This is a genomic window from Jeotgalibacillus proteolyticus (assembly GCF_050107735.1).
In the GTDB taxonomy this organism is placed as follows: domain Bacteria; phylum Bacillota; class Bacilli; order Bacillales; family Jeotgalibacillaceae; genus Jeotgalibacillus; species Jeotgalibacillus proteolyticus_A.
In genome coordinates this window covers 78029-101475 of sequence record NZ_JBNILO010000013.1, presented here as the reverse complement: position 1 = coordinate 101475, position 23447 = coordinate 78029, and the positions used below count along the sequence as shown (strand labels likewise).

Here is a 23447-nt window from a genome sequence, read left to right as displayed (position 1 = left end):
CTATAATAGCGTCTAGTGATAATTGCGAAGAGGTCACACCCGTTCCCATGCCGAACACGGAAGTTAAGCTCTTCAGCGCCGATGGTAGTTGGGGGTCTCCCCCTGTGAGAGTAGGACGTCGCTAGGCACAAAAAAAGAGTCATTCCCTTTGGGGAATGGCTCTTTTTTTGTAAAGAATGTTTGAAAGCAGGCAAGAAAACAGGCAGCCATGCCATGCCTGTCTTCCTCTTATACTCTAATTCATTTAATTGGCTGCTTCATTAGATAGCTTTATCGATTTTTCAAATAAGGAGTAAGAGCCTGGTAGAGCTGCTCTAAATCAGATCGAGAAGTCTCTGCACTAAGAGATATACGGATAAACCGGTTTGCTTCATCAATGGTTTTCCCTATAGCGGTTATCGTTGTAGCGGGTATTTGCTGGCCTATGTGACAGGCGCTGCCTATGGATATTGCGAGTTCCTGACGATTGCACTCAAGCAGGAGCCATTGCCCTTGAAAAGAAGAACTCGTCATCCCAATAATGGATGGCAGTTGATTAATTCCTTCTATTTGAATCGCTTCATGATGGGGTGTGACCAAATGAATCCACATATTCCGCAACATCATGGTTTTTTCATGATGCTCTTTCATTTCGTTAACTGCGCACGCTGCAGCTGTAATAAATGAAGCAATACCAGGCACGTTCAATGTCCCTGGCCGGAAGCCTTTTTGATGAGTAGCAAATTTATAAGTGGATTTCCAGTGAACGGAAGGATCTATGTAAACAGCGCCAACCCCCTGCGGTCCTCCCACCTTATGGCTGGATAGACTAAGACTGCTTATACAGTTTTCGTGAACATCTATCGGGATCTTTCCAAACGATTGAACGGCATCACAATGAAATGCGATCGAATGCTTTTTTAAAAGTGAGCCTATTTTCTGTATTTGCTGAGTAGTGCCAATTTCATGATTCACATGTTGAATCGCTACAAGAATTGTTTCATTCGTTAATGCTTTTTCAATATCTTGAAGAGATATCAATCCGTTATCCTGGACGGGAAGATAGGTTAGTTCAAATCCTTCTTCTTCCAATACAGTGAAAGCCCCTAATACAGAAGGGTGTTCAAGCTTGCTTGTGATAATATGACGCCCCCGGTGAGCATTTCCTTTCGCTATGGAGCGTATGGCTAAATCATTTGATTCAGAACCGCCGCTCGTAAAATAAATTCCGTTTGGATCCCCTCCCAGAATAGTCCCAAGTTCTTTTCGGCATTCCTGTAATAGATCGTCAGCTGCAGTGCCGGTATCGTGCAGGCTGCTGGCATTGCCGGGAAAAGAAGTTGCTGCTTTATAATATGTATCCAGTGCTTCTTTCCTCATGGGGGCACTGGCTGCGTAATCTAAGTAAATCATTATGACACTCCTTTAATAGGTTTCAATTACTATCTTTGTTAAATAGTTATTGTATTTAGTTTAATGTTATGTAAAGATAGGTGTCAAGACACATGTAAAGTAAGGGGTGTTTAGTTGAAATCTTATGATGTTGTAATTATAGGAAGCGGCATCTCTGCACTGGCTGCTGCCCGTAAAGTGGCTCCATTTAAAAAAGTGGCTATTCTCAGCAAGCATGGGCCATCTTTGAGCAATTCTATACTAGCTCAGGGAGGAGTAGCTGTGGTGGTCAGTGAAGAAGATGACGTAAAAGAGCATATAAGGGACACACTCAGGGCAGGGGATGGACATTGTGATAAGCATGCTGTTGAGTTTCTTGTAAACCAAGGTCCAATGACCATAATGGAACTCATCAAAAAAGGCATGGAATTCGATTGTGATGCTGCTTCTTTAAAGCTTGGAAGAGAAGGGGCTCACTCTCACAGAAGAATTATTCATGCAGGAGGAGATGCTACTGGCAGAAAGCTGACGGATTTTATGTTGCAGCAGGTGCCAGAAGAAGCAGAATGGATTGAATATTACTCTGCAGTTGAACTAGTCATTAAAGAAGGAAGATGCTCAGGTGTAAAGATATTAGGCTCTGCAGGCAAAACAGAAATCATATGGGCTGAACACATCGTCCTGTCCACCGGTGGCTGCGGAAATTTATTTGAGGCTACTTCAAATGCAGCAAGTGCGAATGGAGAAGGACTGTCACTTGCGTATTATGCAGGGGCAGAATTAGCGGATCTTGAGTTTGTTCAATTTCATCCTACAGCATTGGCTGGAGACCACCCAAGTTCAATTCTGATTTCTGAAGCAGTAAGGGGGGAAGGGGCAAGATTGATCACGGAAACTGGAGAAAGAATTATGGACAATCATCCGCTGGGAGATTTAGCTCCAAGAGATATAGTAGCGAGAGAGGTGTATAGAAGAATTCAGCAGGGAGAAAAAATCTATTTAGCGATTAATTATGTGAAAGAATTCACAACTAAATTTCCAACCATCACTCACTTATGTAAGGAAGAAGGCTTTGATTTAAAAACAGGTAGAATTCCAGTTAAACCAGCAGCTCATTTTCATATGGGGGGCATCAAGGTTCAGGAAACGGGCCAAACCTCAGTAGAAGGTCTGTATGCAATTGGAGAAGCAGCTTGTACGGGTGCACATGGAGCGAACAGGCTCGCAAGTAACTCCCTCCTTGAAGGCCTTGTTTACGGTGAGGCTGCAGGCAACTTTTTACGCCGTCAGCCTCACCGGCAGAATAGATTTATAGATAAAGAGTACAACGAATTAGGGATAAAACGCTCAAAATCTGCGATGACGCTGAAGGAGCTTAAAAAGCTGATGATGGAGTGTGCAGGCATTGAACGGACAACTCAAAAAATGAAACAGGGATTAGAGAAACTCGAAAAAGAATTTTCTGTCCTTACTGATAAAAATATCTATGAGTATCATCCGGAAGAACTGACCTTCCTTCATCAGGTTACCGCTGCTTACCTGATTATAAAATCGGCCTGTGAAAGAAAAGAAAGCAGGGGGGCACATTATTGCCTGGACTATCCTGATAAAAGTAGTGAATGGGATGGGGTACGGATTGTTCAAAAATTGCAAAAGAATCAGGATAGGGGGAATGAGGAGTATGAACAAGATGAAGGCAAGAAAGATGGTCGAGCTCTTTTTGTATGAAGATATTCACGATCAGGACCTGACAAGTGAAGCTTTGTTTACAAGACGGGAGGTGGGGGAAGCGCATTTTATTTTAAAAGAATCCGGTGTACTTGCTGGTCTGGAATTAATAGGAATGGTATACGAATTGCTTGATCCGGCAGTAAAAGTAGAGATGCATAAAGAGGATGGACAGTGCGTGGAAAAAGGGAGCTGCATTGCTTCCGTCAGCGGACCTGTAAAGTCCATTTTATCAGGAGAACGTGTCATTTTAAATTTACTTCAGCGCATGAGCGGAATTGCTACACTCACAAATGAGGCGGTTAAGAAATTAAACAGCTCCCACACGAAGATCTGCGACACCAGAAAAACAACACCCGGCCTGAGGATGTTTGAAAAATATGCAGTACGCTGCGGCGGCGGAATGAATCACAGATTCGGACTGTATGACGGAATCATGCTAAAGGATAATCACATTGAGTTTGCGGGGTCAGTCAAAGAAGCGGTTGAAAAAGCGAAGGCATATGCAGGTCACATGGTGAAAATCGAGGTAGAGGTTGAAAGGGAAGAACAGCTGAAAGAAGCCATTGAAGCAAAAGCAGATTGCATTATGTTTGATAATTGTTCTCCAGATCTCATCAAAGAATGGATTCAGCAGGTTCCACCGGAAATTGTTACAGAAGCATCGGGTGGTATAACGATGGATCAATTACATGCATATGGCCAATGCGGGGTTGATTATATTTCCCTAGGCTATCTGACTCATTCTGTCAAAAGCCTGGATATCAGCTTAGATGTAAAGATTAAAAAAGGGGGAAGGAATCATGCTGGATTTTCAGACGGGTATGCCGCCAGCTTATAAAACAGCTTCAATTGATGACTTGAAAATGCGGGTGCAATCTGTAAAAGAAAAGATGGGGGATCGTCTGTTTATACCCGGTCACCACTATCAAAGAGATGAAGTCATCCAATTTGCTGATGCAGCAGGAGATTCCCTTCAGCTTGCTCAAATCGCCTCAAAACAGCATCAGGCTGAATATATTGTTTTTTGCGGAGTGCATTTTATGGCAGAAACAGCAGATATCCTTGCAGGAGATCATCAAAAAGTAGTGCTTCCTGATATGAGAGCAGGCTGTTCAATGGCTGATATGGCGGATATCAGTCAAACTGAGCGAGGCTGGGCACAGCTTCAACAGTTATTTGGAGACACGATTCTGCCTGTTACATATGTGAATTCAACTGCTGCTATTAAATCTTTTGTTGGCAAAAATGGGGGAGCCACAGTTACCTCTTCTAATGCCCGGAAGGTTGTACAATGGGCTTTTACGCAAAAAGAGAGGCTGTTTTTTTTGCCGGATCAGCATCTGGGACGCAATACCGCTTATGATCTGGGGATTCCTCTGGACAACATGGCAATTTGGGATCCTATTCAGGAAAACCTTGAATATAAAGGTGACCTTGATGATGTTAAAGTAATTTTATGGAAAGGTCATTGCTCTGTTCACATGAATTTCAGGGTAGAGCATATTAAGAAGCTGAGAAATGAAGATCCTTCTGTCAATATTATCGTTCATCCTGAATGTACAAGAGAAGTAGTTGAGTTATCAGATGATGCAGGATCGACTAAGTATATTATTGATGCAATCTCTCGTGCTGAGAAAGGATCAAAATGGGCAATTGGAACGGAAATGAACCTTGTTAACCGTCTCAAACAAAGCTATCCGGAGCTTGAGATTCAATCCTTAAATCCAACCATGTGCCCGTGTCTTACGATGAATCGTATTGATCTCCCGCATCTTGCATGGATTCTTGAGTCTCTTGAAAAAGGAAAGATTCACAATCAAATTACGGTGGATCCTATCACGTCATTTTATGCAAAGGAAGCATTGAATAAAATGCTTGAATTGAAGTAAGACAGCACCTGAAGCGCAGTGAACCTGTTATTGAGCCTGAGACATATTTGTCCCAGGCTTTATTTGCGGAGATTTTTTCCTTTTATCAAATTGATTGAAGGCGTTTACATGTTTATTCCAATTGCAAAGGGGTAATTCAAGTAAAGAGAGCAAACCAAGATAAAGGTGGAATGCAGAAATGTCTAAGAATATTTTAATGGTGTTAACCAATACTGAAAAAATTGACCAGGATCACCCAACAGGATTGTGGTTATCTGAATTCGCTGAACCCTATGTTGAATTTAAACGAAACGGCTTTGATGTGACAGTAGTCAGTCCAAAGGGTGGCGGAATTCCGCTCGATCCGAACAGCCTTGAGGATGAACAGCCTGCTGAATGGAAAGAGGCAGAAGAGCAGCTTCTTAAAACAGAGCAGCTTTCAAGTGTAGTATTTGATCATTTTGATGGCGTCTTTCTCCCAGGCGGTCACGGGACAATGTTTGATTTGCCAAATGAACCCCAGCTTCAGGACGGACTGGCTCATTTTGCTGAAAATAATAAAGTAATCGGAGCAGTTTGTCATGGTCCTGCGGGATTTGTAGACGTTGAATTGTCTGATGGCACATTTCTCGTAAAAGGGAAAAAGCTTACTTCGTTCACGGATGAAGAAGAAAAAGAGACGGGATTAGATGATCTAATGCCATTTCTTCTTCAATCGAAGCTTGAGGAGCAGGGGGCTCATTTTGTTGCACAGGGTAACTGGGCAGACCATGTGGTAACGGACGGTAAATTTATAACAGGACAAAATCCACAGTCAAGCCAAAAAACGGCTGAAGCTTTCGTAAAAGCACTAGGATAAAATAGAGCAAGCTTAGACCAGGACTGATGAGAATTCCAGTCCTGGTTTTTTGTCGCAGTACAACAATTCATCTTTACTTTTTACCTTTTCACTAGTAGGATAGCTTTTGAGTCATTGAAGAGGCGCGATACGCAAAGTTCCTGTCTCTTCTCAAAAGCTGAAGGAGGAACAGCAGTGCTTGAAAATGGATTAATTATGATGGTGATAATCTTTGTCATCAATATTTTTTATGTAACTTTTTTTACAATGCGAATGATATTGACGCTGAAAGGGTATCGCTACTTAGCGGCAGGAGTCAGTATGGTGGAGGTCGTTATTTATGTAGTTGGACTGGGATTGGTTCTTGATAATTTAAATGAGATCCAGAATCTGATTGCGTATGCAGTAGGATATGGTTTAGGTGTTATTATTGGAATGAAAATAGAAGAAAAACTCGCATTGGGCTATATTACCGTCAATGTTATTACCATGGATAACGGCTTGGACCTTCCGCGTAAACTCAGGGAATGGGGATACGGAGTAACGGATTGGGAGGCGAACGGACTTGAAGGTGGAAGATGGGCGATGCAGATTTTGACACCCAGAAAATATGAATTAAAGCTTTATCAGCGCATAAAAGAAGTAGATCCAAAAGCTTTTATTATCTCATATGAACCAAAAGCGATTCATGGCGGATTTTGGGTGAAAAGTGTTCGAAAACGCATTGCGCAGGAGGAAAAAAAGAATGAGCAGTAAGGAATGGTTTGAAGTTGAACAAGACGAATCAATTGATGATTGCTTAAAGCGTATGGCTGACCTAGGCTATACCCCCGTAAGAAGAATAGAAGAACCTATTTTCAAAGAAGTGAAAGAGGGATCTTCTGTAAAAAATGAGCCGATCAGGCAAAGGATCCGATTTCAAGGGTTGAAAAACGAACAATAAGTTATAGTGAAATAAAATTGTTCGTTTTAAGGTTGACGTGCTTATGTCACCTTGTTATGATAAAGACGAGAAAAACGAATAAGCATACGACCTCATATAATCGTTGGGAATATGGCCCAAAAGTTTCTACCCGGTTACCGTAAATGACCGGACTATGAGGGAAAGTGATGCCTTGGATCCGCTATGCCTTTTTATACAGGTATAGACGGTGCATTCGGGACCCAGGTGAACAGCTTTCCTTCTATTTAAAGATAGAGGAAAATGTTGACCTGGGTTTTTTATTGCTTTATTGAATTCGACAATTGGAGTGAGAAGATGGATGCAGCAGTTGGTGTAATTATGGGAAGTACTTCGGATTGGCCCACAATGAAAAAAGCATGTGAGCTGCTCGATGAACTGGAAATCCCGTATGAAAAACAGGTAGTCAGTGCGCATCGTACACCGGACTTAATGTTTGATTATGCAGGAAGCGCAAGAGAAAGAGGGCTGAAAGTAATTATTGCAGGTGCAGGAGGTGCTGCTCACCTGCCTGGAATGGTCGCAGCAAAAACGACTCTGCCAGTCATTGGTGTGCCTATTCAGTCAAAAGCATTAAATGGACTCGACTCCCTTCTTTCAATTGTTCAGATGCCAGGCGGTGTACCTGTCGCAACTGTGGCGATCGGGGATGCCGGAGCAGTCAATGCAGGTCTGCTTGCTGCACAGATGTTATCGGCGTTTGACTCAGCGATTGCTGAACGGCTTGATCAAAGGCGTAAAGCAAGCGAGTCTAAAGTAATAGAAAGCAGCGGTGATCTTGATGGATAGAATTACGCCTGGACAAACAATCGGTATTATTGGTGGAGGACAGCTCGGAAGAATGATGGCACTTGCAGCAAAAGAAGCAGGATTTGTGGTCGCAGTTCTCGACCCAGGAACTAACTCCCCATGCAGCCAAGTAGCTGATATTGTCATTCAGGCAGCATTTGACGATCGGGCGGCCCTTAAAACACTCGCTGAAAAAAGTGATGTGATCACATATGAATTTGAAAACATTGATGCAGAAGCTCTTTCGTGGCTATCTTCAATCGCCCATCTTCCACAGGGAGCGGAGTTGATCCAGATTACACAAAACCGCCTGCTGGAGAAGAAAATGCTTGAAAAAGCTGACGTTCCGATTGCCCCTTATCAGGTCATTGAACACGAACAAGAAATATATGATATCATAGAATCGTTCGGCTTTCCGGCTGTAGTGAAGACCTTAACAGGAGGATATGACGGAAAAGGTCAGGTTAAGATCAGTTCCATGGAGGATATACAAGAAGCGCAGGAACTTGTAAGAAAAAATGGAGCCTGCGTACTAGAAGCATTTATTTCCTTTGATAGAGAAATCTCTGTCATCGTTCACCGTAACTCCCGTGGAGAGTCCACCACGCTGCCAATTGCTGAAAACATACATGTTAACCATATCCTGCATGAATCCATTGTTCCTGCACGCATTGAGCATGACGTGAAACAGCTAGCGGAAAAGCTTGCATTTCAAATCGCAGATGAACTAAAGCTGGTTGGCACATTGGCAGTTGAAATGTTTGTAACGGATTCAGGTGAAATCTGGGTAAATGAACTTGCTCCAAGGCCTCATAATTCCGGACATTACTCAATTGAGGCATGTCAAACATCCCAATTCCATCAGCACATCCGGGCGATTTGCAACTGGCCGCTTAAAAAAACCGGTTTGCTGAAGCCGGCTGTTATGATCAACCTTCTTGGTCAGCATGTAGAGCCGGCTTATGATGCAATAAGCCGCCATCCCGACTGGTCTTTTCATTTATACGGAAAAGCTGAAGCAAAACACAACAGGAAAATGGGTCATATCACCATCCTTACAGATGATATAGACATGACACTGAAAGAAGTGCACGAATCACCTATTTGGAAGACAACATAACTGGAGGTACCACAATGATCGAACGCTATACCCGCCCTGAAATGGGAGCTATCTGGACAGAACAAAATCGTTTTCAGGCATGGCTTGAAGTAGAAATCCTGGCTTGTGAAGCATGGGCAGAACTTGGTGACATTCCAAAAGAAGACGTTAAAAAAATCCGCGAAAATGCGTCTTTTGATGTGGCCCGCATTCAAGAAATTGAAGCAGAAACACGCCATGATGTCGTCGCTTTTACTCGTGCGGTATCCGAAACACTCGGAGCAGAGAAAAAATGGGTGCATTATGGACTTACATCAACGGATGTCGTGGATACTGCGCTTTCCTACATATTGCGCCAGGCCAATGAGATCCTATTGAAGGACATTGAAAATTTCGTGGATATTCTTGCAGCGAAAGCAAAAGAACATAAAATGACCGTCATGATGGGGCGTACACACGGTGTTCATGCCGAGCCGACCACATTTGGATTGAAGCTTGCGCTGTGGCATGAAGAAATGAAACGAAACCTTGACCGCTTTAAACACGCAGCATCCGGTGTTGAATTCGGAAAAATGTCTGGAGCAGTTGGAACATATGCAAATATTAACCCCTTTGTAGAGTCATATGTTTGTGAAAAACTAGGTTTGCAGGCCGCACCGATCTCAACGCAGACTCTTCAGCGTGACCGGCATGCAGAGTACCTGGCAACACTGGCTCTCATCGCTACTTCTATTGAGAAATTTGCAGTAGAAGTGCGTTCACTTCAAAAAAGTGAAACAAGAGAAGTGGAAGAGTTCTTCTCAAAAGGCCAAAAAGGATCATCCGCTATGCCGCATAAACGAAATCCAATCGGATCTGAAAACATGACCGGGCTTGCCCGTCTAATACGCGGCTACATGCAGACCGCTTATGAGAATGTGCCGTTATGGCATGAACGGGATATTTCACATTCTTCAGCAGAACGGGTCATTTTACCTGACGCTACGATCGCGTTAAATTACATGCTGAACCGCTTTGGAAATATCGTGAAAAACTTAACGGTCTTCCCAGACAACATGAAGCGCAATATGGACCGGACGTTAGGATTGATTTATTCACAGCGTGTGCTTTTGGCTCTTATTGATAAAGGGCTGTCACGCGAAGAAGCGTATGATACCGTTCAGCCTAAAGCGATGGAAGCCTGGGAAAAACAAGTGCATTTCCGTGAGCTGGTAGAAGCAGAAGATGCCATTACATCTAAGCTGACACCGGATGAAATTGAGGATTGCTTTGATTATCACTACCATCTGCAGCATGTGGATACGATCTTCACACGCTTGGGTTTAAATTAATCATTAAATGGCAGAAAAATGAATGAAGGCCAGTCAGTCCGTTGTTTTAAGAAACGGACCTGGCACTTCCATTCACCCTATAAGATAAAAAGATTCAAAATTCCGACGATCAGGGAGTGGACTTCACATGGAAAAAGGGCAAATGCTCTACGAAGGAAAAGCAAAAAGATTGTATTCAACCAATGAAGAAGGCATTTTATGGCTGGAATACAAGGATTCTGCAACTGCTTTTAATGGAGAAAAGAAAGCCACAATTGAAGGGAAAGGCCAGCTTAACAATTTAATCACCTCCCTTCTTTTTGAGAGATTGAAAGAAGAAGGCATCGACTCTCATTTTATTGAAAAGCTTTCCGATCACGAGCAGCTAGTCCGCCACGTGGAAATCATTCCGATTGAGGTCGTCGTTCGAAACACTGCCGCTGGCACATTGGCCAAAAGAATTGGATTAGAAGAAGGGCTTAAGCTTAAGCATACGATTGTCGAGTATTACTACAAGGATGATGATCTTGGAGATCCATTGATTAATGAAGATCATATATCATTACTCGGACTTGCCGGGCCGGAAGAATTAACCCTTTTAAAAGAAAAAGCATTGGAAATCAATCGGGTGCTGACACAGTTTTTTGAGCAGATTGAAGTAGACCTGATTGATTTTAAGCTGGAATTTGGCAGAGATAAAGACGGATCCATTCTTTTGGCGGATGAAATTTCGCCAGATACATGCAGGCTATGGGATTCAAAAACGAAACAAAAGCTCGATAAAGATGTGTTTAGAAGAGATTTAGGAAGTTTAACAGATGCGTATCAAACTGTTTTTAAAAGACTGGGAGGCGTTTCATCATGATGAAGATTAAAATCCACGTAACATTAAGAGAAAGTGTACTTGATCCACAAGGAACAGCGGTTAAAAGTTCGCTTCATGCGATGAATTATCATGAGGTGCAGGATGTGCGGATTGGAAAATATCTTGAAGTGATGATCGAGCCGTCTGATCGCCCAGTAGACGAAGTGGTAAAAGAAATGTGTGAAAAACTGCTTGCCAACACGGTCATTGAGGACTACGAGTATGAGGTGGAGGAGGCCGTCACACGATGAAATTTGCAGTGATTGTATTTCCCGGATCCAATTGTGATATTGATATGTACCATGCGATAAAAGATGAGCTTGGTGAAGAAGCGGAATATGTCTGGCATGATACGGAAGATTTGAGCGGCTATGACGGCATTCTTCTGCCGGGAGGATTTTCTTATGGAGATTATCTGCGTTCCGGTTCGATTGCCCGTTTTTCAAATGTCATGAAAGAAGTTGTGAAAGCAGCAGAGGAAGGGAAGCCGGTTCTTGGTGTATGCAACGGGTTTCAAATTCTTCTTGAGGCAGGACTTCTGCCGGGTGCTATGCTGCGCAATAAAGAGCTTAAATTTATGTGCAGAACAGTTGGGCTGGTAGTAGAAAACCCTGACACCATGTTTACATCGGCCTATGGTAAAAATCAGGTTATTCAAATCCCGATCGCACATGGAGAAGGAAATTACTACTGTGACGACACTGTTTATAATGATTTAAAAGCAAATAATCAGATTGTTTTTACCTATGAGGGTCTTAATCCCAACGGCAGCCTCGGGAACATTGCCGGCATTACAAATGCAAAAGGAAATGTGCTTGGAATGATGCCGCATCCTGAACGTGCAGTTGATGCACTTTTAGGAAGCGCAGACGGACTTAACTTGTTTCAATCGATTGTGAAGCACTGGAGGGACTCAAATGTCATTACTGCTTGAACCAACAGCTCAAACTATAAAAGAAGAAAAGCTTTATAAAGAAATGGGTTTATCAGACGAAGAGTTTGGTATGGTAGAGTCCATTCTTGGGCGCATTCCCAACTGGACAGAGCTTGGCTTATTTTCTGTCATGTGGTCCGAGCATTGCAGCTATAAAAATTCAAAACCCTTATTAAAAAAATTCCCTGTAACAGGCGAACGGGTGCTTCAGGGGCCGGGTGAAGGAGCGGGTATCGTTGATATTGGAGACGGTCAGGCAGTGGCATTTAAAATTGAAAGCCATAACCACCCTTCTGCGATCGAGCCTTACCAGGGAGCTGCAACAGGCGTCGGCGGGATTATACGTGACGTATTTTCGATGGGAGCAAGACCCATCGCGATCCTCAACTCTCTACGCTTTGGAGAATTGGATTCTGCTCGTGTTCGGTACCTTTTTGAAGAGGTAGTGGCAGGAATTGCGGGATATGGAAATTGTATTGGTATTCCAACAGTGGGAGGCGAGATTCAGTTTGATGCTTCTTATGATGGGAATCCACTTGTCAATGCCATGTGTGTTGGGTTGATTGATCATAAAGATATTCAAAAAGGTCAGGCTAAAGGCGTTGGCAACACGGTAATGTATGTTGGTGCTAAAACAGGACGAGATGGCATTCATGGTGCAACCTTTGCTTCTGAGGAACTGAGTGATACGTCTGATGAGAAACGTCCAGCTGTTCAAGTAGGCGATCCATTTATGGAAAAATTGCTTTTAGAGGCTTGTCTTGAGCTTGTTAAGTCTGATGCGTTAATCGGGATTCAAGATATGGGTGCAGCAGGACTTACAAGTTCGTCAGCTGAAATGGCAAGTAAAGCAGGATCTGGAATTGAAATGAATCTGGACTTAGTGCCGCAGCGTGAAACAGGTATGACAGGCTACGAAATGATGCTGTCAGAATCACAAGAGCGTATGCTGATCGTCATTGAAAAAGGCCGCGAACCTGAAATTCAGGAATTATTCCATAAGTATGATCTTGATGCAGTAGCGGTTGGTCATGTAACAGATGATCATCATCTGCGTTTAATTCATAAAGGTGAAGTCATTGCAGATGTACCAGTAGATGCTCTTGCGGAGGACGCGCCTGTTTATCATAAGCCATCAAGTGAACCTGCCTACTATCGTGAATTCCAAGCGATGGATAATGAAGAGCCGGCAGTGGAAAATGTAGAGGAAACACTACTATCTCTCTTAAAACAGCCAACCATTGCAAGCAAGGAATGGGTTTACGATCAATATGATTATCAGGTTCGTACAAACACTGTTGTTACACCAGGTTCTGATGCAGCTGTTCTTCGAATTCGTGGAACCGAGAAAGCATTAGCTATGACAACAGATTGTAACTCTCGCTATCTTTATTTAGATCCGGAGACAGGCGGTAAGATTGCTGTGGCCGAAGCAGCTCGAAACATTGTTTGTTCAGGCGGCGTTCCGCTTGCGATTACAGATTGTCTTAATTTCGGTAACCCTGAAAAACCAGAAATCTTCTGGCAAATGGAAAAATCAGTGGATGGAATGAGCGAAGCATGCAGCGTACTGAATGCTCCGGTTATCGGAGGAAATGTATCTCTTTACAATGAAACAAATGGAACAGCTGTTTACCCAACGCCAGTAGTTGGAATGGTTGGACTAATTGAAAATATTGAGCATATTACGACACAAAGCTTTAAACAAGCCGGCGATTTAGTTTATGTCATTGGTGAAACGCGCACTGAATTTGGCGGCAGCGAGCTTCAGAAATTCGTTCATGGACGGATTTTCGGACAAGCACCAGCGCTTGATTTAGAGGTTGAAAAAAATCGTCAGACTATGCTGCTTAAAGCCATTCAAAGCGGGCTTGTTTCATCGGCTCACGATCTTGCAGAAGGCGGACTTGGAGTTGCGCTTGCTGAATCAACCTTTGGAACAGATGGGCTTGGTGTGGAAGTTGATCTCAAAGGTTCTGTCGTCACTGCATTATATAGTGAAACTCAATCCCGCTTTTTAGTATCAGTATCACCTGAACATAAGGAAGCATTCGAACAAGTTGTCACTGCAGAGCATATCGGACACGTAACGGCACAATCAGCCATCATGATTCGTCATGAAGGACAAGCGGTAATTAATAAACCTGTTAAAGATTTTGAGGATAGTTGGAGAGGAGCGATCGCATGCTTGCTGAATTAAAAGGACTGAATGAAGAGTGTGGCGTTTTTGGCATCTGGGGTCATGAACAAGCGGCTCAGCTGACGTACTACGCTCTTCAAAGTCTTCAGCACCGCGGACAGGAAGGCGCCGGCATAGTGGCATCCACGGGAAGTGAGATCACCAGCCATAAAGGAGAAGGACTCGTTACGGAAGTGTTCAGTCAGGAACAGCTCGATCAATTAGTTGGTCATGGAGCAGTTGGGCATGTCCGGTATACAACTGCTGGAGGAGGCGGGTATGAAAATGTTCAGCCGCTTCTGTTCCGCTCGCAGACAGGCAGCCTTGCGCTGGCCCATAACGGGAATCTTGTTAATGCGAATGCACTAAAGCACCAGCTTGAGCGTCAGGGAAGCATTTTACAAACGACGTCAGATACGGAGGTGCTCGCCCATTTAATCAAGCGGAGCGGATACGAAAATGTAAAAGAGCGTGTGAAAAATGCGCTGACCATGTTAAAAGGCGCCTATGCGTTTGTCATTATGACCGAAACGGAGCTTATGGTGGCGCTTGACCCGAATGGCCTCCGTCCGTTGTCTCTTGGTCAGATTGGTGACGGGTATGCAGTGGCATCAGAAACCTGTGCCTTTGATATTATCGGCGCAGAATATATCCGGTCTGTTGAGCCGGGTGAACTGTTGATTATTAATGATGATGGAATCCGTTCTGAACGGTTCACCTATGCAACAAACCGCTCAATCTGCACGATGGAATATGTTTATTTCTCTCGTCCGGACAGCGACATTGATGGAATCAATGTTCACAGCGCAAGAAAGCGTCTCGGTAAACAGCTGGCTGCAGAATTCCCAATTGAGGCTGATGTGGTGACAGGTGTTCCAGATTCAAGTATTTCTGCAGCGATTGGCTATGCAGAAGCTGCAAATATTCCCTATGAAATGGGATTAATCAAGAATCGATATATTGGCAGAACCTTTATACAACCCTCACAGGAATTAAGAGAGCAAGGCGTGAAAATGAAGCTGTCGCCTGTCAGAGGAGTAGTAGAAGGCAAGCGTGTGATCATGGTGGATGATTCAATTGTACGGGGCACAACAAGCAGAAGAATCGTCAATATGCTAAAAGACGCCGGCGCAACGGAAGTCCATGTCATGATTTCATCACCGCCTATTAAAAATCCTTGTTTCTACGGAATCGATACAAGCACGCACGAAGAATTAATTGCAAGTAAAAATTCCGTAGAAGAGATCCGCCAGATCATTGGAGCAGATTCACTAAGCTTCCTAAGTGTTGAAGGCATGGTCACTGCAATAGGCCGGCCGGATTCCGGCGAAAACAAAGGGCATTGTCTGGCGTGCTTTACAGGAAAGTATCCAACAGAAATTTACCCTGATACACTGCACCCCTATGAAAAAGAGCTTACACACTAGGAGGAAATAAGATGTCGAATGCGTACCGTCAAGCAGGAGTGGATATTGAAGCGGGCTATGATTCCGTTGAACGAATGAAAAAACATGTGCTGCGTACCAAACGTCCCGGGGCAATGGGTCCGTTTGGCGGATTTGGGGGCATGTTTGATCTTTCTTCCCTTCCCTATAAAGAGCCCGTTTTAATCTCCGGCACAGATGGAGTTGGAACAAAGCTTCGACTCGCTTTTGCAATGGACCGCCATGATACGATCGGCATTGATTGCGTGGCGATGTGTGTAAATGACATCATCGCTCAAGGGGCAGAGCCGCTTTATTTTCTGGATTATCTGGCTGTAGGAAAAGCAGTACCGGAAAAAATCGAACAGCTGGTAAAAGGCATTGCAGACGGCTGTGTAGAATCCGGCTGTGCGCTAATTGGAGGAGAGACGGCTGAAATGCCGGGAATGTACCCTGAAGATGAGTATGACATGGCAGGATTTGCGGTTGGAGCGTGCGAAAAAAGCAATATTGTTACAGGTGAGCGGATCGAAGAAGGCGATGTTTTAATCGGTCTTCCTTCGAGCGGAATCCATAGCAATGGCTACTCGCTTGTGCGTAAAACGCTGCTTGAGGAAAAAGGCTTCTCGCTCTCTGATGTAATCGAAGGACTCGATCAGCCGCTTGGCGATGTTCTATTAACCCCAACCAAACTTTACGCAAAAACCATTCTGCCTTTATTAAAGAAGGTAGATATTAAAGGGATGGCTCATATAACAGGGGGCGGCTTTTATGAAAACCTGCCGCGCATGCTGCCTGAAGGATTGGGCGTTTCCATAATACCCGGCACCTGGCCTGTTCCTCCTGTCTTTACCATCATTCAGGATGCAGCTTCTATGACAGAAGATGATATGTATCATGTGTTTAACATGGGAATTGGTTTTGTTGCGGTAGTGAAGGAAAGTGAAGTGGACCAGACCCTCACGGCAATTAAAGCGGTAAATGAATCTGCCTATGTGATCGGAAAGGTTACGGCTGACGAAGGTGTTGTGTTCGAGTCAAAGGAATAAAGGGAGAGAGACTCATGACAAAAATTGCTTTATTTGCTTCTGGAAACGGCAGCAATGTTCAAGCCATAATCGATGCAATTGCCCGAAAAGAGCTTGATGCACAAGTTGAACTTATTGTGTGTGACCGGCAGGAGGCATACGTAAAGAAACGGGCTGAAGCTTCAGGCATTGAAGTCTTCTCCTTCGAGGCAAAATCATTTAAAGGCAAAGATCAATATGAGAAACTCATATTGGAAAAGCTTAGGGAAAAAGAAGTGGAATGGCTGATCCTGGCAGGCTACATGCGGTTAATCGGCACCGTTTTACTGACTGAATTTAAAAACAAAATTGTTAATATTCATCCCTCTCTTTTACCGGCTTTTCCCGGAAAAGATGCAGTGGGTCAGGCTATGGACTATGGTGTAAAAGTAATGGGAGTAACCGTTCACTATGTGGATGCGGGAATGGATACAGGTCCCATTATTGCGCAGCAGGCATTTTCTGTAGAGGAACAAATGAACCTGGATCACATTCAAAAACAAATTCACCAGATCGAACACCATCTTTACCCAGACACACTGCAAAAGCTATTTAAATACTAAATGCCTGCAAGACAACATCAGCAGGCAGAGATCAGTTGGAGGATTGATACTATGGCAAAACGTGCACTGATCAGTGTATCAGACAAAGCGGGAGTCGTTGAATTTGCATCATCACTTCAGCGACTCGGGTACGAGATTCTATCTACAGGCGGAACAAAGAATCTGCTGCAAGAAGAAGGCGTGCCAGTTATTGGCGTTGATGAAGTAACAGGGTTCCCGGAAATTTTAGAAGGGCGAGTAAAAACACTTCACCCATCTATTCACGGAGGTCTTTTAGCTAAACAGGATAATAAGGCGCACATGAGTCAGCTTGATAAACAGGGCATTCGACCGTTTGATTTAGTGTGTGTCAATCTCTATCCCTTTCAGCAAACCATCAGCAATCCGGCCGTGACGTATGAAGAAGCGATTGAAAATATTGATATTGGCGGTCCGACTATGCTTCGTGCAGCTGCTAAAAACCATGCCCATATTACTGTAATTGTAGACGCGCTTGATTATAGTACAGTCCTTTCACAGCTTGAAAAGGACGGGTCTGTGAACCTTGAAACGAGAAAAAAACTAGCTGCGAAAGTTTTCCGGCACACGGCAGCGTATGATGCACACATTGCCCGTTATTTAACGGATCAGGCAGGAGAAGAAAGCCCGGAAAGGTTCACACTTACATATGAGCGTCAGCAGGATCTTAGATATGGGGAAAATCCTCATCAGCAGGCTGCTTTTTACCGCAATCCGCTCGGGTCTGAGTTTTCTGTTGCTCACGCAAGACAGCATCACGGGAAAGAACTTTCCTATAACAATATCAAGGATGCTGATGCCGCACTGCAAATTGTAAAAGATTTTGATGAGCCGGCCGCTGTTGCTGTCAAGCATATGAATCCATGCGGCGCAGGAAGAGGCTCAACTGTTTATGAAGCATTCTTAAAAGCGTATGAAAGTGATTCCACTTCTATATTCGGGGGAATTGTTGCGTTTAATCGGGCTGTGGATGAAAAAACTGCGGTCAAGCTCGCTGAAATCTTTTTGGAAATCGTTATTGCACCTGCTTTCACCGAGGGGGCGATGGAAGTGTTAACAGCGAAAAAGAATCTCCGCCTGCTAACTGTCCCATTTGATCGGAAGGTGGCACATGAGCACCTTATTACTTCAGTAGAAGGCGGGCTGCTGGTGCAGGATCAGGATCAGTTTACGCTTGAAAATGGAGATGTCAGAGTTGTAACCGACAGACAGCCCACGGAAGAGGAGTGGGAAGCAATGAAAATGGCTTGGAAGGTGGTGAAGCACGTTAAGTCTAATGCTATCGTGGTGGCGGATTCTCAAATGACACTTGGAATCGGCGCGGGTCAAATGAACCGTGTCGGTGCTGCGAAAATTGCACTTGAGCAGGCAGGCGAACGTTCAAAAGGAGCGAGTCTTGCTTCCGACGCATTTTTCCCTATGGATGACACCGTTGAAGCTGCTGCTAGAGCCGGAATAACGTCCATTATTCAAACGGGCGGCTCTATACGGGATGAGGACTCCATTAAGAAAGCAAATGAATGGGGCATCACCATGGTGCTAACAGGAATACGCCACTTTAAACACTAATGAATACGTAAGATTTCCATGTCCAGATAATCTTACTCATGTCCATGTTTTGGCTGACTCATATGGTTTTGGGTCAGCCTCTTTTTATCAGGAGCAGCATAGGGCCTGATTTCTATAAAAGGGAGGTTTAACGATGAATGTTTTGGTAATCGGCCGGGGAGGCAGGGAGCATGCCATTTGTAAAGCAATGGCAAAAGCACCGTCGGTAACGCAGGTTTTTTGTGCACCAGGCAACGCAGGTATCGCTTCGTGTGCTGAGCGGATAAATATCGACGAAAATGATCAGGAATCACTAGTCCAATTTGCAAAGACAAATCGGGTGGAGTTAACGGTAGTGGGACCTGAACAGCCATTAGCAGAAGGAATTGTCGATCGATTTTTAGCAGAAGGGCTTTTTATTTTTGGCCCGAGCAAGGAGGCCTCACAAATTGAGGGAAGCAAATCTTATGCAAAAGAGTTGATGCAGCGATACAATGTACCGACTGCAGCATATGAAACCTTTCAGGAGGCTGCTTCAGCAAAGCGTTATCTGCACACAAAAGGAGTGCCGATTGTCATAAAAGCAGATGGATTGGCAGCAGGAAAAGGCGTAGTAGTAGCGATGACGATGGAAGAAGCAGAAAAAGCAATTGATGACATGCTGGTAGAAGAGCAGTTCGGCTCTTCCTCCCGTCAAATTGTCATAGAAGAATTCCTTGAGGGAGAAGAGTTTTCTTTTATGGCTCTTGTACATGAAGACATCATTATTCCCCTTGAACTGGCTCAGGATCACAAAAGAGCCTTTGATGGAGATAAAGGACCTAATACTGGAGGCATGGGGGCCTATTCACCTGTGGCTCATCTTCCTGAAGGAATTGCAGAAATTGCAATGGATACTGTACTTAAACCCGTTGTTCAAGCTATGATAAAGGAAGGCAGACCTTTTACCGGAGTATTATATGCAGGACTGATTTTAACAAAATCCGGGCCAAAGGTAATTGAATTTAATGCCCGTTTTGGAGACCCTGAAACGCAGGTGGTATTGCCCAGATTAAAAACCGATCTTGCCTCCCTGTTGTTAAAGCTTTTAAAGCGCGAAACAACGGAGCTGGAATGGGATAGGAATACCGTCGCAGGAGTGGTTTTGGCAGCGGAAGGTTATCCGGGAGCATACACAAAAAAAATTCTGCTGAATCAATTTAAGGAAGAGCACGAATTGCTGTTTCATGCCGGAACCGAGATGGATGGAGATGACTTGTATTCTGCCGGGGGCAGGGTCCTGCTGGCTGCAAGCAGTGGTGAAAGCCTTGAGCAGGCCAGGGGTCGTGTGTATACCTATCTTAGTAAGCAAAATACAGAACAGTTATTTTATAGAAAAGACATTGGACATCAGGCCATAAAGAAAGAATAAAAGAACCTATTCAGGTTCTTTTATTCATTATAGAGAACAACTAACAGAAAGAAAGGAATTCTTAGGAAAAACGAGAATAATGTAGCATATGAGGGAAATAGACTTATAAATGTAAGAATAAAAGGGAATATGGCTATTTAACATTATTATGAAAAATCGTATAATAACAGTATGATTTTCTTAATAAAGAACAAGTGATATTTATACTAGACCACTGTCGCAGCCATGTTTTTTCACATTTTTTTACCAACTTATGTTTACTATTTACTTAATTAGGGAAATGGAACAATTGGGGTATAGAGTATATCTCTTTCTACATAGTCTAAAACATTCTTTTTATGTCCTTTGTTGTCGGAAAAGTCAGAACACTTGGTTCTAAACTCCTATATGTCAGCAGTATAAATGGTGATAAGATAATATTAATTATAAATCACATTGGCCATGGGGGAATGAATAATTGTTATTGCTTCAGCTTCGAGCAAGAACAGATAAGGGCAAACCAGTTGAAAAACTGGGACGCAAAGCTTACGGGTCTAAGGCATTTAGAAGGAGAGTGCTATGACGGCTGAGCCGCCTGAGGTACTGCAAATAGTATTTTGGGAGGGGACGGAAAATGGGTCGTGCGGCAGAAGTGGATTTGGAATGGGTGGCTCTAATTAACGAAGCACTTACAGCGGGGATTTCTGAATGCGAAATTGAAGATTTTTTAAAGGGGAAAAATCTTCATCGTGAAAGGGAAAGAAAAAAAGTGGCAGCTGGATAAAAAAATGACCGGTGCATCCTCAATATGCACTGGTCATTTTTTATTGATGCGCCATTTGTTAAATTCAATAAATTCTTTAAACTGCTCTTTGGAAATTCCAGATTCCATTGCTGATTTAGCTAAATTAACCCAGTCGGTGTCGACGTCCTTTTGATTGTCATCAGGATCGAGCAAAGTATTAACCGTCACCCCAAGAACAGGAGCAATTTTTTCTAGAAACTGGATTGAAGGATTTTGCTGGAGATTTCTCTCTAGAGAGCTGACATAGGATTTTGCAACGCCAGCTTGTTCCGCTAATTCAGAGAGTGACATGTTTTTTTCTTTGCGAAGAGCCTTTACGCGATCACCAATCATAACCATCACACACCTTGAAGTATTAAATTTCGACTTATTTCTCCATTTTATCATAAATTAATATAATGGACACTATAACGCACAAATTTTTAAAAAGTTGTGATGTTTGGTCATAGAGATAGGGAGATGAAGGGTGAATGGTGGTTTAAAAGACCCACAATATTTCTTATTCCCCCACTCCAACTTCTGAGTGGTGGAGGTAGTTGCTGGTTTCGTTGTCCCAATCCAAAGCATCGTCCATCCAGCTATTCCGCTTGTCCCAAAGTGCAACCAGTGGACAGAATTGCATAAGCCCTTCAGCTACTTTCATCGCGCCAAGAACCGCAAGCAGCATGAACGATTTTTTCCAAGGTTTTTTTGCCATTCTGGCAGTGGCGATACTTAAAATTGAAAACCCTGCAATCGTTCGAATATAAGAATTTGTTCTTCCAATGTTTGGTCTCATGAACTCTCACTCCTATGTCTTTTTTGTAAATCTGCAGCTCTTTAATGCGGTGACATGTAAAATATGATACGATTAAACCATTATTTTCATCCTGCACATATTTTAAGCCTGTGCAGAAGCATGATAAGGGTATATTGTTTACATGTCAGGAGGAATTGGTACGATGGAGCAACGTTTTCCCTGGAAGATTGAGCATTTAAGAGAACATACTGCTGTTCTTGACGGCAGCCTTGCCCCAACCAAGCTTTTAACGAATGCCACCTATCTTAATTCTTCCTTGAAGATGTGGAAAAAAGGGCATATATGGATTTACTGCAATCGTATTGTCTATGTAGGAGATAAACTACCTGAAAATACGATGAATACAGAAATCACAGATTTAACCGATAAATGGGTTGTACCCGGTTATATAGAACCCCATGTACATCCTTTTCAGCTATATAATCCCCAATCTTTTGCTGAATATGCATCTCAAAGCGGTACGACAACGTTTATATCGGACAACTTGATGATGCTTTTATTAAATAATAAAAAGAAAGCGCTTCCTTTTATACAGCAGTTTAAGAAATCCTCCCTTTCCTTTTACTGGTGGGCAAGACTTGATGCTCAGACGGAATTAGACAATGAACAGGAACTGTTTACCAATGGAGAAATCCGGCAGTGGCTGGCTGATCCTAGCGTTCTGCTTGCTGGAGAGCTGACAAGCTGGCCTAAATTGGCTGATGGAGACGATATGATTTTAAGCTGGATACAGGAAGCAAGAATTCAATACAAGAGGGTGGAAGGGCATTTGCCTGGTGCTTCTGAAAAAACTATTGCAAAAATGACGCTTTTAGGTGTTACAGGCGATCATGAGGCAATGACCGGTGATGAGGCTTGGATGCGCTTGGAGCAGGGGCTGGCAGTAACATTGCGTCACTCCTCCATCCGGCCGGATCTGCCAAAGCTTATTGATGAACTGAAAGAAAAAGGCCTTCAATCGTTTGATTCACTGATGATGACAACCGATGGCTCCACACCTTCATTTTATCGTGAAGGTGTTATGGACCGGCTAATTCAAATAGCGCTTGACTCAGGGGTGAATCCGATTGAGGCATATCATATGGCCACTTATTCGATTGCAAAGTATTACCGAATGGAATTCATGCAGGGGATGATCGCAACCGGAAGACAAGCTACATTGAATGTATTGAGTTTTGCCGATTGTCCAACCCCTGAATCTGTTCTATCAAAGGGACAATGGCTAAAAAAAGATGGGGAAAGAACGCAGTTTATTGAACAGCCCGACTGGTCATTAATTCCTCCATTAGAAGTAGAGTGGGAACTGACAGAAGAAGATTTGCAGTTTTCAATGCCATTTGGAATTGAAATGGTGAATAACGTAATTACTAAACCATACTCTATAAATAGTGATACGTCCGTGGATGAATTGCAGCGGGAAAGTGACGAAAGCTTTTTAATGCTGATTGATCGGAATGGGAAATGGAAAATCTGCACAGTGATAAAAGGGTTTGCTCAGGACCTTGGCGCTATTGGATCATCCTTTTCAAATACAGGTGATTTACTTTTTATTGGGAAATCAAAAAAAGACATTCAAACCGCTTTTTCACGCATTCGCAATCTTCAGGGAGGAATTGTGCTGGTAGATAAGGGGGAAGTGCTGCATGAAATTCCCCTTACAATCGGCGGCATCATGTCAAGAGAGCCAATGGAGACAGTAATGAATGCAGAAGAAACATTAAGAGAAATTGTAAGAGAAAGAGGATACAGTCACGGGGATCCGGTCTATACACTGTTATTCTTATCATCAACGCATTTACCATATATCCGGATTACTCAAAAAGGACTCTATGATGTTAAAAAGAAAACGGTACTCTTTCCAACGATAATGCGTTAAAATGAGAAAGTA

The 23447-nt window shown here is 43.3% G+C and carries 23 protein-coding genes, 1 rRNA gene and 2 riboswitches; of the genes, 21 read left to right on the top strand and 3 right to left on the bottom strand.

Annotation, left to right across the window (positions count from 1 at the left end; translation table 11 throughout):
* Nucleotides 1–11: 11 nt before the first annotated feature.
* A 5S ribosomal RNA gene (gene rrf / locus ACQCT8_RS16960) occupies nucleotides 12–127 on the top strand.
* A 143-nt stretch (nucleotides 128–270) separates the two neighbouring features.
* On the opposite strand, the gene ACQCT8_RS16955 is transcribed toward rrf, so the two are convergent.
* Nucleotides 271–1392: an IscS subfamily cysteine desulfurase gene (locus ACQCT8_RS16955; RefSeq protein WP_426873094.1), complete on the bottom strand. Its 1122-nt coding sequence runs from the start codon at nucleotides 1390–1392 to the stop codon at nucleotides 271–273.
* Between the two features lie 114 nt (nucleotides 1393–1506).
* On the opposite strand from ACQCT8_RS16955, the gene nadB reads away from it, so the two are divergent.
* The 19 genes from nadB (at nucleotide 1507) to sinI (ending at nucleotide 20739) form a co-directional block, all read left to right on the top strand.
* Nucleotides 1507–3099 carry an L-aspartate oxidase gene (gene nadB / locus ACQCT8_RS16950; protein ID WP_426873092.1) on the top strand — a complete coding sequence of 531 codons (1593 nt, stop codon included), beginning with the start codon at nucleotides 1507–1509 and terminating at the stop codon, nucleotides 3097–3099.
* On the top strand, nucleotides 3053–3940 hold the full coding sequence (nadC, locus tag ACQCT8_RS16945) for a carboxylating nicotinate-nucleotide diphosphorylase (RefSeq protein ID WP_426873090.1): 888 nt from the start codon (nucleotides 3053–3055) through the stop codon (nucleotides 3938–3940). The genes nadB and nadC overlap by 47 nt, the downstream gene beginning before the upstream one ends.
* Nucleotides 3903–4991, top strand: coding sequence for a quinolinate synthase NadA (nadA, locus tag ACQCT8_RS16940; protein WP_426873088.1), 1089 nt, complete (start codon nucleotides 3903–3905; stop codon nucleotides 4989–4991). The genes nadC and nadA overlap by 38 nt, the downstream gene beginning before the upstream one ends.
* A gap of 178 nt (nucleotides 4992–5169) precedes the next feature.
* Nucleotides 5170–5829, top strand: coding sequence for a type 1 glutamine amidotransferase domain-containing protein (locus ACQCT8_RS16935; RefSeq protein WP_426873086.1), 660 nt, complete (start codon nucleotides 5170–5172; stop codon nucleotides 5827–5829).
* Nucleotides 5830–6003: 174 nt separating this feature from the next.
* Nucleotides 6004–6564 (top strand): DUF2179 domain-containing protein, encoded by a 561-nt coding sequence (locus ACQCT8_RS16930; protein WP_426873084.1) that lies wholly within the window; start codon nucleotides 6004–6006, stop codon nucleotides 6562–6564.
* Nucleotides 6554–6751 (top strand): NETI motif-containing protein, encoded by a 198-nt coding sequence (locus ACQCT8_RS16925; protein ID WP_426873082.1) that lies wholly within the window; start codon nucleotides 6554–6556, stop codon nucleotides 6749–6751. Before ACQCT8_RS16930 ends, ACQCT8_RS16925 begins: the two co-directional genes overlap by 11 nt.
* A 72-nt stretch (nucleotides 6752–6823) precedes the next feature.
* A riboswitch (purine riboswitch) is annotated at nucleotides 6824–6926 on the top strand.
* 140 nt (nucleotides 6927–7066) lie between these two features.
* On the top strand, nucleotides 7067–7558 hold the full coding sequence (gene purE, locus ACQCT8_RS16920) for a 5-(carboxyamino)imidazole ribonucleotide mutase (protein ID WP_426873080.1): 492 nt from the start codon (nucleotides 7067–7069) through the stop codon (nucleotides 7556–7558).
* A complete protein-coding gene (gene purK, locus ACQCT8_RS16915) occupies nucleotides 7551–8678 on the top strand; it encodes a 5-(carboxyamino)imidazole ribonucleotide synthase (protein WP_426873078.1) in 1128 nt (375 codons plus the stop codon). Before purE ends, purK begins: the two co-directional genes overlap by 8 nt.
* Before the next feature lie 14 nt (nucleotides 8679–8692).
* Nucleotides 8693–9988 (top strand): adenylosuccinate lyase, encoded by a 1296-nt coding sequence (purB, locus tag ACQCT8_RS16910; RefSeq protein WP_426873076.1) that lies wholly within the window; start codon nucleotides 8693–8695, stop codon nucleotides 9986–9988.
* A gap of 127 nt (nucleotides 9989–10115) precedes the next feature.
* Nucleotides 10116–10832 (top strand): phosphoribosylaminoimidazolesuccinocarboxamide synthase, encoded by a 717-nt coding sequence (gene purC / locus ACQCT8_RS16905; protein WP_426873074.1) that lies wholly within the window; start codon nucleotides 10116–10118, stop codon nucleotides 10830–10832.
* The gene (gene purS, locus ACQCT8_RS16900; RefSeq protein ID WP_426873072.1) at nucleotides 10829–11083 is read left to right on the top strand and encodes a phosphoribosylformylglycinamidine synthase subunit PurS; all 255 of its coding nucleotides are present in this window, start codon (nucleotides 10829–10831) and stop codon (nucleotides 11081–11083) included. Before purC ends, purS begins: the two co-directional genes overlap by 4 nt.
* Nucleotides 11080–11766 (top strand): phosphoribosylformylglycinamidine synthase subunit PurQ, encoded by a 687-nt coding sequence (purQ, locus tag ACQCT8_RS16895; protein ID WP_426873070.1) that lies wholly within the window; start codon nucleotides 11080–11082, stop codon nucleotides 11764–11766. Before purS ends, purQ begins: the two co-directional genes overlap by 4 nt.
* Nucleotides 11750–13966: a phosphoribosylformylglycinamidine synthase subunit PurL gene (gene purL / locus ACQCT8_RS16890; RefSeq protein ID WP_426873068.1), complete on the top strand. Its 2217-nt coding sequence runs from the start codon at nucleotides 11750–11752 to the stop codon at nucleotides 13964–13966. The genes purQ and purL overlap by 17 nt, the downstream gene beginning before the upstream one ends.
* Complete coding sequence (purF, locus tag ACQCT8_RS16885) at nucleotides 13951–15372, top strand: amidophosphoribosyltransferase (RefSeq protein WP_426873066.1); 1422 nt, start codon at nucleotides 13951–13953, stop codon at nucleotides 15370–15372. Before purL ends, purF begins: the two co-directional genes overlap by 16 nt.
* An 11-nt stretch (nucleotides 15373–15383) precedes the next feature.
* Entirely contained in the window at nucleotides 15384–16418 is a 1035-nt protein-coding gene (purM, locus tag ACQCT8_RS16880; protein ID WP_426873064.1) for a phosphoribosylformylglycinamidine cyclo-ligase, read from the top strand.
* A 14-nt stretch (nucleotides 16419–16432) separates the two neighbouring features.
* Nucleotides 16433–16999, top strand: coding sequence for a phosphoribosylglycinamide formyltransferase (gene purN / locus ACQCT8_RS16875; protein ID WP_426873062.1), 567 nt, complete (start codon nucleotides 16433–16435; stop codon nucleotides 16997–16999).
* 51 nt (nucleotides 17000–17050) lie between these two features.
* On the top strand, nucleotides 17051–18586 hold the full coding sequence (gene purH, locus ACQCT8_RS16870) for a bifunctional phosphoribosylaminoimidazolecarboxamide formyltransferase/IMP cyclohydrolase (RefSeq protein ID WP_426873060.1): 1536 nt from the start codon (nucleotides 17051–17053) through the stop codon (nucleotides 18584–18586).
* A gap of 133 nt (nucleotides 18587–18719) precedes the next feature.
* Nucleotides 18720–19976, top strand: coding sequence for a phosphoribosylamine--glycine ligase (gene purD / locus ACQCT8_RS16865; protein ID WP_426873057.1), 1257 nt, complete (start codon nucleotides 18720–18722; stop codon nucleotides 19974–19976).
* A 483-nt stretch (nucleotides 19977–20459) separates the two neighbouring features.
* Nucleotides 20460–20554, top strand: a riboswitch (cyclic di-GMP riboswitch).
* Between the two features lie 35 nt (nucleotides 20555–20589).
* Complete coding sequence (sinI, locus tag ACQCT8_RS16860) at nucleotides 20590–20739, top strand: DNA-binding anti-repressor SinI (RefSeq protein WP_426873055.1); 150 nt, start codon at nucleotides 20590–20592, stop codon at nucleotides 20737–20739.
* 33 nt (nucleotides 20740–20772) lie between these two features.
* Here sinI and ACQCT8_RS16855 read toward each other — a convergent pair whose 3' ends face one another.
* Together ACQCT8_RS16855 and ACQCT8_RS16850 are read right to left on the bottom strand one after the other, a co-directional pair.
* Nucleotides 20773–21093 (bottom strand): helix-turn-helix domain-containing protein, encoded by a 321-nt coding sequence (locus ACQCT8_RS16855; protein WP_278242285.1) that lies wholly within the window; start codon nucleotides 21091–21093, stop codon nucleotides 20773–20775.
* Between the two features lie 166 nt (nucleotides 21094–21259).
* Complete coding sequence (locus ACQCT8_RS16850) at nucleotides 21260–21538, bottom strand: YgaP family membrane protein (RefSeq protein WP_426873053.1); 279 nt, start codon at nucleotides 21536–21538, stop codon at nucleotides 21260–21262.
* Nucleotides 21539–21701: 163 nt separating this feature from the next.
* Between ACQCT8_RS16850 and ACQCT8_RS16845 the strand changes: the two genes are divergently transcribed.
* Complete coding sequence (locus tag ACQCT8_RS16845) at nucleotides 21702–23435, top strand: adenine deaminase C-terminal domain-containing protein (protein ID WP_426873051.1); 1734 nt, start codon at nucleotides 21702–21704, stop codon at nucleotides 23433–23435.
* The last annotated feature ends 12 nt before the right edge of the window (nucleotides 23436–23447 follow it).

Excerpts from the sequence above, each read along its gene's own strand:
- sinI (WP_426873055.1), top strand. The coding sequence starts at position 20,590 with ATGGGTCGTGCGGCAGAAGTGGATTTGGAATGGGTGGCTCTAATTAAC.
- nadC (WP_426873090.1), top strand. The coding sequence starts at position 3,053 with ATGAACAAGATGAAGGCAAGAAAGATGGTCGAGCTCTTTTTGTATGAA.
- purQ (WP_426873070.1), top strand. The coding sequence starts at position 11,080 with ATGAAATTTGCAGTGATTGTATTTCCCGGATCCAATTGTGATATTGAT.
- purB (WP_426873076.1), top strand. The coding sequence starts at position 8,693 with ATGATCGAACGCTATACCCGCCCTGAAATGGGAGCTATCTGGACAGAA.
- purD (WP_426873057.1), top strand. The coding sequence starts at position 18,720 with ATGAATGTTTTGGTAATCGGCCGGGGAGGCAGGGAGCATGCCATTTGT.
- purF (WP_426873066.1), top strand. The coding sequence starts at position 13,951 with ATGCTTGCTGAATTAAAAGGACTGAATGAAGAGTGTGGCGTTTTTGGC.
- purL (WP_426873068.1), top strand. The coding sequence starts at position 11,750 with ATGTCATTACTGCTTGAACCAACAGCTCAAACTATAAAAGAAGAAAAG.
- purE (WP_426873080.1), top strand. The coding sequence starts at position 7,067 with ATGGATGCAGCAGTTGGTGTAATTATGGGAAGTACTTCGGATTGGCCC.
- ACQCT8_RS16935 (WP_426873086.1), top strand. The coding sequence starts at position 5,170 with ATGTCTAAGAATATTTTAATGGTGTTAACCAATACTGAAAAAATTGAC.
- ACQCT8_RS16850 (WP_426873053.1), bottom strand. The coding sequence starts at position 21,538 with ATGAGACCAAACATTGGAAGAACAAATTCTTATATTCGAACGATTGCA.
- ACQCT8_RS16925 (WP_426873082.1), top strand. The coding sequence starts at position 6,554 with ATGAGCAGTAAGGAATGGTTTGAAGTTGAACAAGACGAATCAATTGAT.
- ACQCT8_RS16855 (WP_278242285.1), bottom strand. The coding sequence starts at position 21,093 with ATGATTGGTGATCGCGTAAAGGCTCTTCGCAAAGAAAAAAACATGTCA.
- purK (WP_426873078.1), top strand. The coding sequence starts at position 7,551 with ATGGATAGAATTACGCCTGGACAAACAATCGGTATTATTGGTGGAGGA.
- ACQCT8_RS16845 (WP_426873051.1), top strand. The coding sequence starts at position 21,702 with ATGGAGCAACGTTTTCCCTGGAAGATTGAGCATTTAAGAGAACATACT.
- purH (WP_426873060.1), top strand. The coding sequence starts at position 17,051 with ATGGCAAAACGTGCACTGATCAGTGTATCAGACAAAGCGGGAGTCGTT.
- ACQCT8_RS16955 (WP_426873094.1), bottom strand. The coding sequence starts at position 1,392 with ATGATTTACTTAGATTACGCAGCCAGTGCCCCCATGAGGAAAGAAGCA.
- purS (WP_426873072.1), top strand. The coding sequence starts at position 10,829 with ATGATGAAGATTAAAATCCACGTAACATTAAGAGAAAGTGTACTTGAT.
- purC (WP_426873074.1), top strand. The coding sequence starts at position 10,116 with ATGGAAAAAGGGCAAATGCTCTACGAAGGAAAAGCAAAAAGATTGTAT.
- purM (WP_426873064.1), top strand. The coding sequence starts at position 15,384 with ATGTCGAATGCGTACCGTCAAGCAGGAGTGGATATTGAAGCGGGCTAT.
- purN (WP_426873062.1), top strand. The coding sequence starts at position 16,433 with ATGACAAAAATTGCTTTATTTGCTTCTGGAAACGGCAGCAATGTTCAA.
- nadA (WP_426873088.1), top strand. The coding sequence starts at position 3,903 with ATGCTGGATTTTCAGACGGGTATGCCGCCAGCTTATAAAACAGCTTCA.